The organism is Streptomyces sp. NBC_00654 (genome assembly GCF_026341775.1).
In the GTDB taxonomy this organism is placed as follows: Bacteria; Actinomycetota; Actinomycetes; order Streptomycetales; family Streptomycetaceae; genus Streptomyces.
The window spans coordinates 843,966-857,898 of sequence record NZ_JAPEOB010000003.1 but is presented as its reverse complement, the minus strand read 5'-3'; the positions used below and the strand labels follow the sequence as shown (position 1 = coordinate 857,898).

The 13,933-nt window shown below is 72.8% G+C and carries 12 protein-coding genes; 9 read left to right on the top strand and 3 right to left on the bottom strand.

From position 1 onward, the window contains the following. Window positions 1–76 precede the first annotated feature (76 nt). Entirely contained in the window at window positions 77–832 is a 756-nt protein-coding gene (locus tag OHA98_RS36225; protein WP_266931991.1) for a class I SAM-dependent methyltransferase, read from the bottom strand. Between the two features lie 90 nt (window positions 833–922). Between OHA98_RS36225 and OHA98_RS36220 the strand changes: the two genes are divergently transcribed. Beyond that, window positions 923–1,456: a hypothetical protein gene (locus OHA98_RS36220; protein WP_266931990.1), complete on the top strand. Its 534-nt coding sequence runs from the start codon at window positions 923–925 to the stop codon at window positions 1,454–1,456. Window positions 1,457–1,517: 61 nt separating this feature from the next. Here the strand turns inward: OHA98_RS36220 and OHA98_RS36215 are convergent, their stop codons facing one another. Both OHA98_RS36215 and OHA98_RS36210 read right to left on the bottom strand, forming a co-directional pair. Next, a complete protein-coding gene (locus tag OHA98_RS36215; protein WP_266931989.1) occupies window positions 1,518–2,309 on the bottom strand; it encodes a DUF2785 domain-containing protein in 792 nt (263 codons plus the stop codon). Between the two features lie 129 nt (window positions 2,310–2,438). After that, on the bottom strand, window positions 2,439–2,873 hold the full coding sequence (locus OHA98_RS36210; protein ID WP_266931988.1) for a VOC family protein: 435 nt from the start codon (window positions 2,871–2,873) through the stop codon (window positions 2,439–2,441). Between the two features lie 195 nt (window positions 2,874–3,068). Between OHA98_RS36210 and OHA98_RS36205 the strand changes: the two genes are divergently transcribed. The 8 genes from OHA98_RS36205 to OHA98_RS36170 all read left to right on the top strand — a co-directional run bounded on the left by OHA98_RS36205 (window position 3,069) and on the right by OHA98_RS36170 (window position 13,665). Continuing rightward, entirely contained in the window at window positions 3,069–3,875 is an 807-nt protein-coding gene (locus OHA98_RS36205; protein ID WP_266931987.1) for a TIGR03084 family metal-binding protein, read from the top strand. Beyond that, a complete protein-coding gene (locus OHA98_RS36200; protein WP_266931986.1) occupies window positions 3,875–5,797 on the top strand; it encodes an acyclic terpene utilization AtuA family protein in 1,923 nt (640 codons plus the stop codon). Before OHA98_RS36205 ends, OHA98_RS36200 begins: the two co-directional genes overlap by 1 nt. Beyond that, window positions 5,794–7,392 carry an acyl-CoA carboxylase subunit beta gene (locus OHA98_RS36195; RefSeq protein ID WP_266931985.1) on the top strand — a complete coding sequence of 533 codons (1,599 nt, stop codon included), beginning with the start codon at window positions 5,794–5,796 and terminating at the stop codon, window positions 7,390–7,392. Before OHA98_RS36200 ends, OHA98_RS36195 begins: the two co-directional genes overlap by 4 nt. A gap of 8 nt (window positions 7,393–7,400) precedes the next feature. Continuing rightward, window positions 7,401–9,356: a biotin carboxylase N-terminal domain-containing protein gene (locus OHA98_RS36190; RefSeq protein ID WP_266931984.1), complete on the top strand. Its 1,956-nt coding sequence runs from the start codon at window positions 7,401–7,403 to the stop codon at window positions 9,354–9,356. Further along, a complete protein-coding gene (locus OHA98_RS36185) occupies window positions 9,353–10,525 on the top strand; it encodes an acyl-CoA dehydrogenase family protein (protein WP_266931983.1) in 1,173 nt (390 codons plus the stop codon). Before OHA98_RS36190 ends, OHA98_RS36185 begins: the two co-directional genes overlap by 4 nt. A gap of 229 nt (window positions 10,526–10,754) precedes the next feature. Continuing rightward, window positions 10,755–12,341, top strand: coding sequence for a 4-coumarate--CoA ligase family protein (locus OHA98_RS36180; RefSeq protein WP_266931982.1), 1,587 nt, complete (start codon window positions 10,755–10,757; stop codon window positions 12,339–12,341). After that, window positions 12,338–13,081: an enoyl-CoA hydratase family protein gene (locus OHA98_RS36175; RefSeq protein ID WP_266931981.1), complete on the top strand. Its 744-nt coding sequence runs from the start codon at window positions 12,338–12,340 to the stop codon at window positions 13,079–13,081. Before OHA98_RS36180 ends, OHA98_RS36175 begins: the two co-directional genes overlap by 4 nt. After that, window positions 13,069–13,665 (top strand): TetR/AcrR family transcriptional regulator, encoded by a 597-nt coding sequence (locus OHA98_RS36170; RefSeq protein WP_266931980.1) that lies wholly within the window; start codon window positions 13,069–13,071, stop codon window positions 13,663–13,665. Before OHA98_RS36175 ends, OHA98_RS36170 begins: the two co-directional genes overlap by 13 nt. Window positions 13,666–13,933 lie beyond the last annotated feature (268 nt).

Genomic DNA, 13,933 nt, shown 5'->3' with positions numbered 1-13,933 from the left:
GGCGAGCGGGCCGGTGAAAGGCGCTCCACCGCCCCGAGGGCCCCGTCCACGCCCCCCGCACCCCGCGCCCATTCCGCTACGGCGCGTCCGCCGCCACCACCAGGAAGTTCGGCAGGTGGACATAGCCGTCGAGCCCCGGCACCGCGTCCCGGGCCCCCTCGGACACCACCGGGTCGAGCCCCGGTTCCACGACCTCGCGCAGGCGGCAGCCCAGGGAGGCCAGTTCGTTGAGGTACGCGGAGAGCGGGCGGTGGAAGTCGCAGGCGACCGGGCCCGGGATCTCGTACTCCTCCAGATAGCGCCGTACGCGGTACTCGCCGTGCTCCCGCCACTCGGCCCGCAGCCCCTCGAACGCCGGGTGGACCACCGCGAACACGAACCGGCCACCGGGCCGCAGCGCCCTCACACAGGACCGCATCGCCGGTCTCCAGTCCGGGATCGCCATGAACACCATGCTGCTCACCACCGCGTCGAAGGGACCCCGGGCGGGGCCTGTGTCCTCGGGCAGCCGGGCCAGATCCGCCCGGACGTACGTGATGCCGAGCCGCTCCCGTACCTCCCGCTCCCGGGCGAACGCGGTCATGCTCCCCGTCGGTTCGACCCCGACCACCCGCGCCCCGCGCCGGGCGAGCATCCGGCTGAAGTAGCCGTTGCCGCAGCCCGCGTCCAGCACCCGGCGGCCGTGGACGTCTCCCAACAGGCGCTCCAGCACCGGGTTGACCAGATGGCGCTTGGCGAAGTCCCCGTCCTGCGCCGTGGCTTCCATCGCCTCACGGGTGGCGGTGGCGTCCCACTGTCTGATCGCTGCCTCGTTCGTCCAGGAGGAAGTCATACAAGTGACGCTAGGGGCGCGGGGCCGCGCGGGTCCCGGGCTTCGGACTTCCGTACCCCACTTCCGGGGGATTGCCCTAGGGTCCCGGGAATGGACCAGGCGACCGCAGGACTCGTGGGTGCGGCTATCGGTGTCTCAGGAACGGCGCTGACCGCGTTGGCCACGGCCTGGGCCGCACGCTTCAATCATGATCGTCAGCGGCAGCAGGTACGCAGGCAGGAGCAGCGGGAGGCGTTCGCCGCGCTCCTTGCCGCGGCCTACGGGATGCAGGCCACGGATCCCCGGAGGAAGAGCACCTACCGGCATGAGCGGGTCCCTCCTCCGCCGGGGCACCGGGGAATCTGGGTTCAGCCGATCAACGAATCCCATCTCGACCAGGCGTGGGCCGACGCCGTTCACCGGGAAGCCGACCGCGTTGCCCTTCAGATGCCCCTGATCGCGTTGTCGGGGCTCCAGCTGTACTCCGAGGCCCGCCGGATCAACGATGTCGCGGAAGACCTCGCCAGGCAGATCCGGCAGAACTCCGGCGATGCGGGGCACGCCGTCCGGAACTTCTACGCCAGTCTGGGAGTCGCCGTCGACCGCTTCACCGAAGCGGCGGCGCGCCATCTTGCCGACACATGACGACGCGTGACGACTCGTGACGACCGAGAGCGGCCGCCCGGCCCAACCGCGGCGCGGTCGGTCAGCGTCTGACGATCCGGTCGAGGACGGCGGCGGTGGCGGACTTGACCGCGTCGCGGTGGTGGAGAGGCTCCGCGGGCAGTTCGCTGGTCGGGCGAACCCCCCGGTCGGCGAGGATATGGAGCAGGCGCAGGGTGCGCAGGCAATTGCTGATGTGAGCGGGCACCGGGGTGCTGATGCGGTCCGACCCGAAGCGGTCGGCGATCGGATCCAGCCAGCCGACGGCGTCGTGTTCGCTGAGGTCGGAGCGGGTGAGGACCAGGGCGATCGCCCGCGCCAGGCGGTCGTCCTCCAGCTGGTCGTACACGTGGTCGGTGGGCGCCGTCAGCCGCGCGGCGGCAAGGTTCAGCATCCGCGCCGGCGCCACCTCGGGGTGGCGGCCGAAGCCGGCGAGCAGGTCCGCGCCGTGCGCCACCGCGTGAAGCCAGCCGAGCGTCCCGTCGTGGCCGCGCAGATCCCGCTCCGCCGGGTACCAGCGCTCGAACGAGTCCACCCACCCGGCCTTGAAGTCGCCCGCTGTCACCAGCATGCCGAGCACGAGGGGCGCGAAGGTGCGGGCCTCGACCCGCGGGTCGGTGAACCGGGTGGCCATCTCGTCCCCCAGCTCCAGCCGCCGGGACGTCCCGATCGTCCCGCGGGCTATCCAGGTCGCGAGGACGGCGTACGGCGCGCCGTCCCGGACCAGTGGATCGGGATCTGCCAGGGCGCGGGACAGCTCGCTGACGAGGTCGTCCATGGGCCGGTCGGCGGGCACGGCACAGTCGGCGGCCTCTACGCTGTTCCAGTCGGTCATGACGGGCAGATTAGGTCATTGCCGTCACCGAACACCTGCGAATTATGTCCGGTATCCCTCTCGCCCCGTCAACTGCCGGGCGGCCCGGCAGTTGACGGGGCGGGCGGCATAGAAGCCGCCACCCCGCCCTCAGTCCAGGCAGAACTCGTTGCCCTCGGGGTCCGCCATCACGATGATCCCCTCGTCCACGCCATCGGGGTCGAGCCGGTACAGCCGCTGCGCGCCCAGCTTCTCCAGCCTGGTGGCCTCCACCTCCAGTGTGGCCATCCGCTCGTCCCCGGTCTGGCCGGGTGCCGCGCGCAGATCCAGGTGCAGGCGGTTCTTCGCCGTCTTGCCCTCCGGGACCTTCTGGAAGAACACCCGAGGCCCCTTGCCGTCCGGATCCGTGATGGCCGACCGGCTGTTGTGCTTCTCGGGCGGTACGCCCCACGCCGTCAGCGCGGACGGCCAGTCGGGGAAGCCCTCCGGCGGCGGCTGGACGCGATAGCCCAGCGCCTCGGCCCAGAACACCGCCTGCGCGCCCGGATCGGCGCAGTCGTACGTCACCTGGAATTCCTTGGCCATGCTGCCTCCGACCGCTCGAAACCTGCCCTCGTCCGTGCCCCGGTCGTCTCCTCCCGGGACACGTCCCATCCTCGCACCGCGCTCTGACAAGCCGCTCGCCGATCGGCGCGTCAAAAATCATGCAAGCATGCTTGTTTGTTTCCTGGGGCGCTGTCATGCTCCTGGGCACCACGCCTTGCCCCGAGGGGAGCGCACGTGTCCGATGCCGCAGCCGTGATCGGCGGCCTGCTCGACGACCTGCTCGACGAGAGCGGGGAAGTCGACCTGATGGTGGGGGAGTTGACGCCCGGACAGTGGGGTCTCGCGACACCCGCCGCCGGGTGGTCCGTCGCCCATCAGATCGCCCACCTCTCCTGGACCGACGAGGTCGCGCTGCTCGCCGCCGACGACCCCGGGGCGTTCGCGGATGAGGTGGCCAAGGCGCTGGAGCACCCCGACTCCTTCGTGGACGAGGCCGCCGGAGAGCTGGTGGCCGCCCACCGTCCGGAAGCCCTGCTCACGCGCTGGCGGGCGGGTCGGCGGCGGCTCCACGAGGTGCTGCGCACCGCCCCGGCGGGGACCCGTATCCCCTGGTACGGGCCGCCGATGAGTGTCGCCTCGATGGCCACCGCGCGGATCATGGAGACCTGGGCGCACGGGCAGGACATCGCCGATGCCCTCGGTGTCACCCGCACGCCGACCGCCCGGCTGCGGCATGTGGCGCGGATCGGGGTCCGGGCCCGGGACTACGCCTACGCGGTACGGGGGATCGAGCCGCCCGAGGAGGAGTTCCGGGTGGAACTGTCCGTACCCGGCGGCGAGTCGATCACGTACGGGCCCGAGGGCGCCCCGCAGCGCGTCACCGGACCGCTCCTCGACTTCTGTCTCCTGGTCACCCAGCGCGCCCACCGCGACGACCTCGCCGTGACCGCCGTCGGACCCGACGCCGGGCAGTGGCTGGACATCGCCCAGGCGTTCGCGGGCCCCGCGGGAACCGGGCGCTCACCCCGGAAGGCCCACTGATGCGGACCCCGCCGGTACCGCGCCCGCCGACAGGGCCCGCGCGGACCGAACCCCTGCGGATCGGCAACGCCTCCGGCTTCTACGGCGACCGCTTCGACGCCGTGCGCGACATGCTCACCGACGGGCCCCTCGACATCCTCACCGGCGACTATCTCGCCGAGCTGACCATGCTCATCCTCGGCCGCAGCCGCCTGAAGGACCCCCGTCGCGGGTACGCCACCACCTTCCTGCGCCAGCTCGAAGAAGCGCTCGGGCTCGCCCATGAGCGCGGGGTGAGGATCGTCGCCAACGCCGGGGGGCTCAACCCCGCCGGGCTGGCCGAAGCCGTCCGCGAACTGGCCGGCACGGTGGGTGTGCCCGTGCGCGTCGCCCATGTCGAGGGCGACAGCCTGCCCGTGCCCGAGGGGTACCTCACCGCCAACGCCTACCTCGGCGGCGCGGGCATCGCCGCCTGTCTGCGGGCCGGGGCCGATGTCGTCGTCACCGGACGGGTCACCGACGCCGCCCTCGTCACCGGGCCCGCCGCCGCGCACTTCGGCTGGGGACCGGGCGACCTCGACGCGCTCGCCGGGGCCGTCGTCGCCGGGCATGTGCTGGAGTGCGGCACCCAGGCCACCGGCGGGAACTACGCCTTCTTCGGCGGGCACGACATGCGCCGCCCCGGCTTCCCGCTCGCCGAGATCCACGCCGACGGCTCGTCCGTCATCACCAAGCACCCCGGTACGGGCGGCGTCGTCGACATCGGCACCGTGACCGCCCAGCTCCTGTACGAGACCGGGGGCGCCCGGTACGCGGGGCCCGATGTCACCGCCCGCCTCGACACCGTACGGCTCGCCCAGGACGGGCCGGACCGGGTCCGCGTCTCGGGGGTGCGGGGCGAGGCCCCGCCGCCGACCCTCAAGGCCGGGCTCACCCGGCTCGGCGGCTGGCGCAACGAGGTCGTCTTCGTGCTGACCGGCCTCGACATCGAGGCCAAGGCGCGGCTCGTCCGGGAACAGTGCGAGGACGCCTTCGTCCGGGGCGGGGGCCGGCCGGCCGAGGTGCGCTGGGAGCTGGCCCGTACCGACCGGCCCGACGCGGCCACCGAGGAGACCGCCAGCGCACTGCTCCGGCTCGTCGTCCGCGACCAGGACGCCGAGCGCGTCGGGCGTGCCGTGTCGGGCGCCGCCGTGGAGCTGGCGCTCGGCAGCTACCCGGGCTTCCATGTCACCGCCCCGCCCGGGAAGGGCGCGCCCTACGGGGTGTTCGAGGCCCGCCACGTACCGGCCGGGGACGTCCCGCACCTCGCCGTCCTGCCGGACGGGGCGAGGGAAGCGGTGCCACCGGCCCCCGTCACCCGGGTACTGGAGGATCTCGCGGACCCGCCCGGCCTTCCCGTCCCCCTGCCTCCCGGCCCCACCCGCACCGCACCCCTCGGACGTGTCGCGGGTGCCCGCAGCGGGGACAAGGGCGGCGACGCCAACGTGGGGGTCTGGGTGCGCACCGACGAGGCGTGGCGGTGGCTGGCGCACGAGCTGACCGTCGAGCGGTTCCGGGAACTGCTCCCGGAGACCGCCGGACTGACCGTCGTACGTCATGTCCTGCCGAACCTGCGCGCCCTGAACTTCACCGTCCGGGGCCTCCTGGGCGAGGGCGTCGCCGCGCAGGCCCGCTTCGACCCGCAGGCCAAGGCGGTGGGGGAGTGGCTGCGGTCCCGGTGCCTCCCGGTCCCTGTGGCCCTCCTGCCCGCCCCGGGAGCCGAATCCGAAACCGGAGCCGGACCTGAAGCGGAACCCGGAGCGGGACCCCGCCCCGGAGCGGGACCCCGCCCCGGAGCGGGAGCCGGACCCGTACCCGGACCCGGACCCGTACCCGTACCCGTACCCGTACCCGTACCCGGACCCGAAGCCCAGACCGCCCCCGCCCCGGAGGTGACCGCATGACCGTCCTGCCGACCGCGCTCGACACCGCCGGACCCGAGTACGCAGCCAACCGCGAGGCCATGCTCGGCAAGCTCGCCGAGCTGGACACCGAGCACGCCAAGGCACTCGCGGGCGGCGGTGAGAAGTACCTCGCGCGGCACCGGAAGCGCGGCAAGCTCCTGGCCCGGGAACGGATCGAGCTGCTCCTCGACCCGGACACCCCGTTCCTGGAGCTGTCCCCGCTCGCCGCCTGGGGCAGTGACTACGCCGTGGGCGCGTCCCTCGTCACCGGGATCGGTGTGGTGTCGGGCGTCGAATGCCTGATCACCGCGAACGACCCGACCGTGCGCGGCGGCGCGTCGAACCCGTGGACGCTGAAGAAGGCCCTGCGCGCCAACGAGATCGCCTTCGCCAACCGGCTCCCCTGCATCAGCCTGGTGGAGTCGGGGGGCGCGGACCTGCCCTCCCAGAAGGAGATCTTCATCCCCGGCGGGGCGCTGTTCCGCGACCTCACCCGGCTCTCCGCCGCCGGTATCCCCACCGTCGCGGTCGTGTTCGGGAACTCGACGGCCGGTGGGGCGTACGTCCCCGGCATGTCGGACCACACCGTCATGATCCGGGAACAGTCCAAGGTCTTCCTCGGCGGACCGCCCCTGGTGAAGATGGCCACGGGCGAGGAGAGCGACGACGAGTCGCTCGGCGGCGCCGAGATGCACGCCCGCACCTCCGGGCTCGCCGATCACTTCGCCGTGGACGAGCACGACGCGCTGCGCCGGGCCCGCCGGATCGTCGCCCGGCTCAACTGGCGCAAGGCGCACGCCGATCCGGGCCCCGCAGAGCCGCCCGCGTACGACGAGGACGAGCTGATCGGGATCGTGCCGGGGGACCTGAAGGTGCCCTTCGACCCGCACGAGGTCATCGCCCGGCTCGTCGACGGCTCGGACTTCGACGCGTTCAAGCCGCTGTACGGGACCAGCCTGGTCACCGGGTGGGCCGCCCTGCACGGCTATCCCGTCGGCATCCTCGCCAACGCGCAGGGCGTGCTGTTCAGCGAGGAGTCGCAGAAGGCCGCCCAGTTCATCCAGCTCGCCAACCAGCGCGACATCCCGCTCCTCTTCCTGCACAACACCACCGGCTACATGGTCGGCAAGGAGTACGAGCAGGGCGGCATCATCAAGCACGGCGCGATGATGATCAACGCGGTGTCGAACTCGAAGGTCCCGCATCTCTCCGTGCTGATGGGCGCCTCCTACGGCGCCGGGCACTACGGCATGTGCGGCCGCGCCTACGACCCCCGCTTCCTCTTCGCCTGGCCCGGCAGCAAGTCCGCCGTCATGGGGCCGCAGCAGCTCGCGGGGGTGCTCTCCATCGTGGCCCGCGCCTCCTCCGCCGCGAAGGGGCTGCCGTACGACGACGAGGCGGACGCCGGGCTGCGCGCCATGGTGGAGCAGCAGATCGAGTCGGAGTCGCTGCCGATGTTCCTCTCCGGGCGGCTGTACGACGACGGGGTCATCGACCCGCGCGACACCAGGACCGTCCTCGGGATGTGCCTGTCCGCGATCCACACCGCCCCGGTCGAAGGCGCCCGCGGCGGCTTCGGCATCTTCCGGATGTGAGGCCCCAGATGATCTCCACTCTGCTCGTCGCCAACCGGGGCGAGATCGCCTGCCGGATCTTCCGCACCTGCCGTGAGCTGGGCATCACCGGCGTCGCCGTGTACGCGGACGCCGACGCGGACGCCCTGCACGTGCGGGAGGCCGACCTCGCCGTACGGCTGCCGGGGGCCGCCCCGGCGGACACGTATCTGCGCGGCGATCTCGTCGTGGCCGCCGCGCTGGCGGCGGGCGCCGACGCGGTGCATCCCGGGTACGGCTTCCTCTCCGAGAACGCCGCGTTCGCCGCCGCCGTCCAGGACGCCGGGCTCCGCTGGATCGGGCCGCCGGTCAAGGCCATCGAGCTGATGGCGTCGAAGACGAGGGCCAAGGAGCTGATGGGGGCGGCCGGGGTGCCGCTGCTGGCGCCCCTGGACACCGGGAGCGTGACCGCCGCCGATCTGCCGCTGCTGCTGAAGGCCGCGTCCGGCGGGGGCGGCCGCGGAATGCGGATCGTACGGGAACTGGGTGCTCTGGAAGCCGAGTTGACGGCGGCATCCGCCGAGGCGGCGGCCGCCTTCGGGGACGGTGAGGTGTTCGCCGAGCCGTACGTGGAGCGCGGCCGGCATGTCGAGGTCCAGGTCATGGCGGACGCGCACGGCACCGTATGGGCGCTCGGGACCCGGGACTGCTCGCTCCAGCGCCGCCACCAGAAGGTGATCGAGGAGGCCCCGGCACCCGGCCTGGACGACGCCCTGCGGGCCGGGCTGCACGAGGCGGCCGTCGCCGCCGCGCGGGCCGTCGGCTATGTGGGCGCGGGCACCGTCGAGTTCCTGCTGTCGGACGGGGGGCGCCCGTACTTCCTGGAGATGAACACCCGGCTCCAGGTCGAACACCCGGTGACGGAAGCGGTGTTCGGGCTCGACCTGGTCGCGCTGCAACTGCGGATCGCGGAGGGGGAACCGCTGCCCGCCGACGGTCCGCCGCGGCCGGTGGGGCACGCCGTCGAGGCCCGGCTCTACGCCGAGGACCCGGCGCGCGACTGGCAGCCGCAGACCGGCCGGCTGACCGCGCTGGAGGTCCCGGACGCGCCCGGACTGCGCCTGGACACCGGATACACCGGCGGCGACACCATCGGCGTGCACTACGACCCGATGATCGCCAAGGTCATCGCCCACGCGCCCACCCGCACCGAGGCCGTACGCCTCCTCGCCCGCGCCCTGGAACGCGCCCGCGTCCACGGCCCGGTCACCAACCGCGATCTGCTCGTACGGTCCCTGCGCCACCCGGACTTCGCCGCAGCCCGCCCGGACACCGGTTTCTACGACCGGCACCTGGCGGACCTCACCGCTCCGGGGGACGGCGACCCGGCCCGCGCCGCCCTCGCCGCCGCCCTCGCCCAGGCCGTGCGCACCGGTCCCGGGCCCGGCACCGTCCCCGGCCGCTTCGGGGCCTGGCGCAACGTGCCCTCGCAGCCGCAGACCAAGCGCTACCGCGGCGAACCGGACGGAGCCGAGCACGAGGCCGTCTACCGCACCACCCGTGGCGGCCCGGTACCGCACGACGCACCCGGCGTCCGGGTCCTCGCCGTCCGCCCCGACCGCGTCACCCTCGAAACCGGCGGAGTCACCCGTCACTTCGACATCACCGTCCACGGCGACCGGGTCCACGTGGACGGCGCGACCGGTTCGTACACCTTCACCGCACTGCCCCGCTTCACCGACCCCAGCACCCGGGCCGAACCCGGCTCGCTGCTCGCCCCGATGCCCGGCACCGTCGTACGCCTCGCGGACGGACTGGCCCCGGGCGTGTCCGTGGCGGCCGGGCAGCCGCTGATCTGGCTGGAGGCGATGAAGATGGAGCACCGCATCCTCGCCCCCGCCTCCGGCACCCTCACCGCTCTGCTCGCCGAGCCCGGCCGCCAGGTCGAGGTCGGCGCCCTGCTCGCCGTCGTCACCGAACCCGCCGCACCGGAGGAGAACGTATGAGCACCGTCCTCGAAACCGAAGAGCACCAGGCGCTGCGCGCCGCCGTCGCCGCCCTCGGCAAGCGCTACGGCCGCGACTACATGACCTCCGTGATCGACGAGGACAGCCACCCCCGCGAGCTGTGGGACGAGGCCGCCAAGCTCGGCTACCTCGGGGTGAACCTGCCCGAGGAGTACGGCGGAGGGGGCGGCGGTCTGGCCGAACTCTCCATAGTCCTGGAGGAGTTGGGGGCGGCGGGCGCACCCCTGCTGATGATGGTCGTCTCGCCCGCGATCTGCGGCACCGTCATCGCCCGCTTCGGCACCGAGGCGCAGAAGCGCCAGTGGCTGCCGGGACTCGCCGACGGCACCCTCACCATGGCCTTCGGCATCACCGAGCCGGACGCGGGCTCCAACTCGCACCGCATCACCACCACCGCCCGCCGTGACGGCTCCGGACCCGACGCCGACTGGCTGCTCACCGGCCGCAAGGTCTTCGTCTCCGGCGTCGACATCGCCGACGCCACCCTGATCGTCGGCCGGACCGAGGACGCCAGGTCGGGCAAGCTCAAGCCGTGCCTGTTCATCGTGGAGCGCGAGGCCCCGGGCTTCGGACGCTCGCGGATCGACATGGAACTCCAGGCGCCGGAGAAGCAGTTCGAGCTGGTCCTGGACGACGTACGGCTGCCCGCCGACGCACTCGTCGGCGACGAGGACGCCGGGCTGCTCCAGCTCTTCGCCGGGCTGAACCCGGAACGCGTCATGACCGCCGCCTTCGGCATCGGCATGGGCCGGTACGCGCTCGGCCGGGCCGTCGAGTACGCCAGGACCCGCCAGGTGTGGCGCGAGCCCATCGGCTCCCACCAGGCCATCGCGCACCCGCTGGCCACCGCCCACATCGAGCTGGAGCTCGCCCGGCTGATGATGCAGAAGGCCGCCAGGCTGTACGACGACGGCGATGACATCGGCGCGGGCGAGGCCGCGAACATGGCGAAGTACGCGGCCGGAGAGGCCTGCGTGAAGGCCGTCGACCAGGCCGTCCACACCCTCGGCGGCAACGGCCTCACCCGTGAGTACGGGCTCGCCGCACTGATCACCGCGTCCCGGGTGGCCCGGATCGCCCCGGTCAGCCGGGAGATGATCCTGAACTACGTGTCCCACCAGTCGCTCGGTCTGCCCAAGTCGTACTGACGCGGCCGCGGCGGCGCACGGGTTCGGTCCGGAGTCTCCCCAAGCCCCGCCGCCACGGGTGATTCTGGGACCGACCGGCACATGGGGGTGCGACGCCGCTTCCCGCGTGCCGGTCGGTCCGGCTCCCGACGGTCCGGACCGGCCCGCCTCTCCACCTCCGTACGGCGCCCCGCCCGCTCCACGGCCCGGGGACGCCGATCCGGCCACACCACGACCTCAGGGGACCGCCATGGTGTTCCGCAGCGAGTACGCAGATGTCCAGGCCCTCGACACACCCATCCACGAGGCGGTCCTGGGGGAGGCCGCGCGGTTCGGCGACACCGTCGCCCTCGTCGACGGGACGAACGGCACCACGCTCACCTACGCCCAGCTCGACGGCTTCCACCGGCGCGTCGCCGCAGCCCTGGCCGAGTCCGGACTCCGCAAGGGCGACGTCCTGGCGCTGCACAGCCCCAACACGATCGCCTACCCCGCCGTCTTCTACGGGGCCACGCGCGCCGGCGCCTCCGTCACCACGGTCCACCCGCTCGCCACGGCCGAGGAGTTCGCCAAGCAGCTGAGCGACTCCGGCGCCCGCTGGATCGTCACCGTGTCCCCGCTCCTCGAAGCCGCCCGCCGGGCCGCCGGACTCGCGGGCGGTGTCGAGGAGATATTCGTCTGCGACCGGGCCGAGGGCCATCGCTCCATCCAGGACATGGCGGGCTCCACCGCCCCCGAACCGCGGATCGCCTTCGAGCCCGGCGAGGACGTGGCGGCCCTCCCGTACTCCTCGGGCACCACCGGCGCTCCCAAGGGCGTCATGCTCACGCACCGCTCCATCGCGACCAATCTGGAGCAGCTGAGTCCGCTCGTTCCCTCCGGCCCCGGCGACCGCATCCTCGCCGTGCTCCCCTTCTTCCACATCTACGGCCTCACCGCGCTGATGAACGCCCCGTTGCGCAGCGGTGCCACGGTCGTCGTGCTGCCGCGTTTCGACCTCGTGGACTTCCTCTCCGTGATCGAGAAGCAGCGGATCACCGGCCTGTTCGTGGCCCCGCCGATCGTCCTGGCGCTGGCCAAGCACCCGGTGGTGGACCAGTACGACCTGTCGTCGCTCGCGTACATCGTCAGTTCCGCCGCCCCGCTGGACGCCGCGCTCGCCTCCGCCTGCGCCGAGCGGCTGGGGCTGCCCGTCCGTCAGGCCTACGGGATGACGGAACTGTCGCCCGCCACCCATGTGGTGCCGCTGTCCGCCGGGAATCCGCCGCCCGGCTCCGTCGGGAAGCTGCTGCCCAGCACCGAGATGCGGATCGTGTCCCTCGACGAGCCGGGCCGGGACGCGGACGCCGGCACCGTCGGTGAGGTCCTCATCCGGGGCCCCCAGGTGATGAAGGGCTACCTCGGCCGCCCCGAGGCCACCGCCGACATGATCGACGCGGACGGCTGGGTGCACACCGGGGACATCGGCCGGGTCGACGCGGACGGCTGGCTGTTCGTCGTCGACCGGGTCAAGGAGCTGATCAAGTACAAGGGCTACCAGGTCGCGCCCGCCGAGCTGGAGGCCCTGCTGCTGGGCCATGAACACCTCGCGGACGCGGCCGTCATCGGGGTGTACGACGAGGACGGCAACGAGGTCCCCAAGGCGTATCTGGTCCGCAGGCCGTCACCCGCCGCCGAGGCCCTCACGGCGCGGGACGTCATGGCGTACGTCGCCGAGCGCGTCGCCCCGTACAAGAAGGTCCGGCGGGCCGAGTTCATCGACGCCGTACCGCGCGCCGCGTCGGGGAAGATCCTCAGGCGTGAACTGCGCGACCGAGAGAAGGGAACGACCGCATGACGTACGAGGCCCTGACCGCGCCCGCGCACGACCGGGGCATCACCACCCTCACCCTGGACGCGCCGGCGAACCGCAACGCGCTCTCCGCGCGGCTCGTCGGCGACCTGTCGGCGGCGCTGGAGACGTGCGCGGCCGACGACTCGGTGCGGGCGGTCGTCCTCACCCACACCGGCAACACCTTCTGCGCGGGGGCCGACCTCAAGTCCCCGCCCGACCCGGCCGCGTACGTCGCCCTGATGCGCGGCGTCCTCGCGCTCCCCAAGCCCGTCGTGGCCCGGGTCACCGGACACGTCCGGGCCGGCGGTCTCGGCCTCCTGGCGGCCTGCGACATCTCGGTGGCCGGTCCCGGCGCGAGCTTCGCGCTCACCGAGTCCCGGCTGGGCCTCGCGCCGACCGTCATCTCCCTGCCCCTGCTGCCCCGCCTCGACCCGGCCGCCGCGAGCCGCTACTTCCTCACCGGGGAACGCTTCGACGCGGCCGAAGCCGCCCGCATCGGCCTCGTCACGGTGGCGGACGAGGACGTCGACAAGGCGCTCGTACCCGTACTGGACGGACTGCGCAGGGCCTCACCGCAGGGGCTGATGGCGTCGAAGGAGCTGGTCACGGCTACGGTTCTGCAGAGCTTCGACCAGCACGCCGAAGACCTCATCGCCCGCTCGGCAGCACTCTTCGCCTCCGCCGAGGCACGGGAGGGGATGACGGCCTTCCTCGAACGACGGGACCCCGCATGGGTGTGGTGACATCCCCCAAGACCCCCAACGCCCCCAAACAGGACCGCAGCCGGGCCACCCGGCAGCGGCTCCTGGAAGCGGCGGTCGCCTGCCTGGCCGAACACGGCTGGGCGGGCTCCACCGTCTCCGTCGTCGCCGAACGCGCCGGAGTCTCGCGCGGCGCGGCCCAGCACCACTTCCCCACCCGCGAGGACCTGTTCACCGGAGCCGTCGAGTACGTCGCCGAGGAACGCTCCGCCGCCCTGCGCGCACTGCCTGCCCAGGGCCGCGGCGAAATCGTCGCGGCCCTGGTCGGCCTGTACACCGGCCCGCTCTTCCGCGCCGCGCTCCACCTCTGGGTGGCCGCCTCCAACGAGGCCCAGCTCCGCCCCCGCGTCACCGAACTCGAAGCCCGGGTGGGCCGTGAGACCCACCGCATCGCGGTGGACCTCCTCGGGGCGGACGAGACCCGCCCCGGCGTGCGCGAGACGGTCCAGGGTCTCCTGGACATGGCCCGGGGCCTGGGCCTGGCCAACCTCCTCACCGACGACACCGCCCGCCGCGAGCGCGTGGTCGCGCAGTGGGCGGCGGTGCTGGACGAGGCGCTGGGCTGAGGGCGGGGGAGCCGGGCTGAGGGACGGCGCCGGGCCGAGGGCGGGGGCGGGGCGGGGGCGCCGAATCCTCCGACCTTCGTTCGCCATTCAAGAAATTGCTTTTCCGCGGGGACGGATAAATCGAATTCGGCTGCCCAGGGGAACTGATCCGGCCAGCACTTTCCGAACATCGGAAACACTCGTGCGAATTCACTGTTCATTACGGTGCATGAACTTCAAGAACATTGACCCTAAGATGACCACTCGTTAACCTCTGTGTGTCCCGCCC

Coding starts and splice junctions, on each gene's coding strand:
- OHA98_RS36225 (WP_266931991.1), bottom strand. CDS start 832: ATGACTTCCTCCTGGACGAACGAGGCAGCGATCAGACAGTGGGACGCC.
- OHA98_RS36220 (WP_266931990.1), top strand. CDS start 923: ATGGACCAGGCGACCGCAGGACTCGTGGGTGCGGCTATCGGTGTCTCA.
- OHA98_RS36215 (WP_266931989.1), bottom strand. CDS start 2,309: ATGACCGACTGGAACAGCGTAGAGGCCGCCGACTGTGCCGTGCCCGCC.
- OHA98_RS36210 (WP_266931988.1), bottom strand. CDS start 2,873: ATGGCCAAGGAATTCCAGGTGACGTACGACTGCGCCGATCCGGGCGCG.
- OHA98_RS36200 (WP_266931986.1), top strand. CDS start 3,875: ATGCGGACCCCGCCGGTACCGCGCCCGCCGACAGGGCCCGCGCGGACC.
- OHA98_RS36195 (WP_266931985.1), top strand. CDS start 5,794: ATGACCGTCCTGCCGACCGCGCTCGACACCGCCGGACCCGAGTACGCA.
- OHA98_RS36190 (WP_266931984.1), top strand. CDS start 7,401: ATGATCTCCACTCTGCTCGTCGCCAACCGGGGCGAGATCGCCTGCCGG.
- OHA98_RS36185 (WP_266931983.1), top strand. CDS start 9,353: ATGAGCACCGTCCTCGAAACCGAAGAGCACCAGGCGCTGCGCGCCGCC.
- OHA98_RS36180 (WP_266931982.1), top strand. CDS start 10,755: ATGGTGTTCCGCAGCGAGTACGCAGATGTCCAGGCCCTCGACACACCC.
- OHA98_RS36175 (WP_266931981.1), top strand. CDS start 12,338: ATGACGTACGAGGCCCTGACCGCGCCCGCGCACGACCGGGGCATCACC.
- OHA98_RS36170 (WP_266931980.1), top strand. CDS start 13,069: ATGGGTGTGGTGACATCCCCCAAGACCCCCAACGCCCCCAAACAGGAC.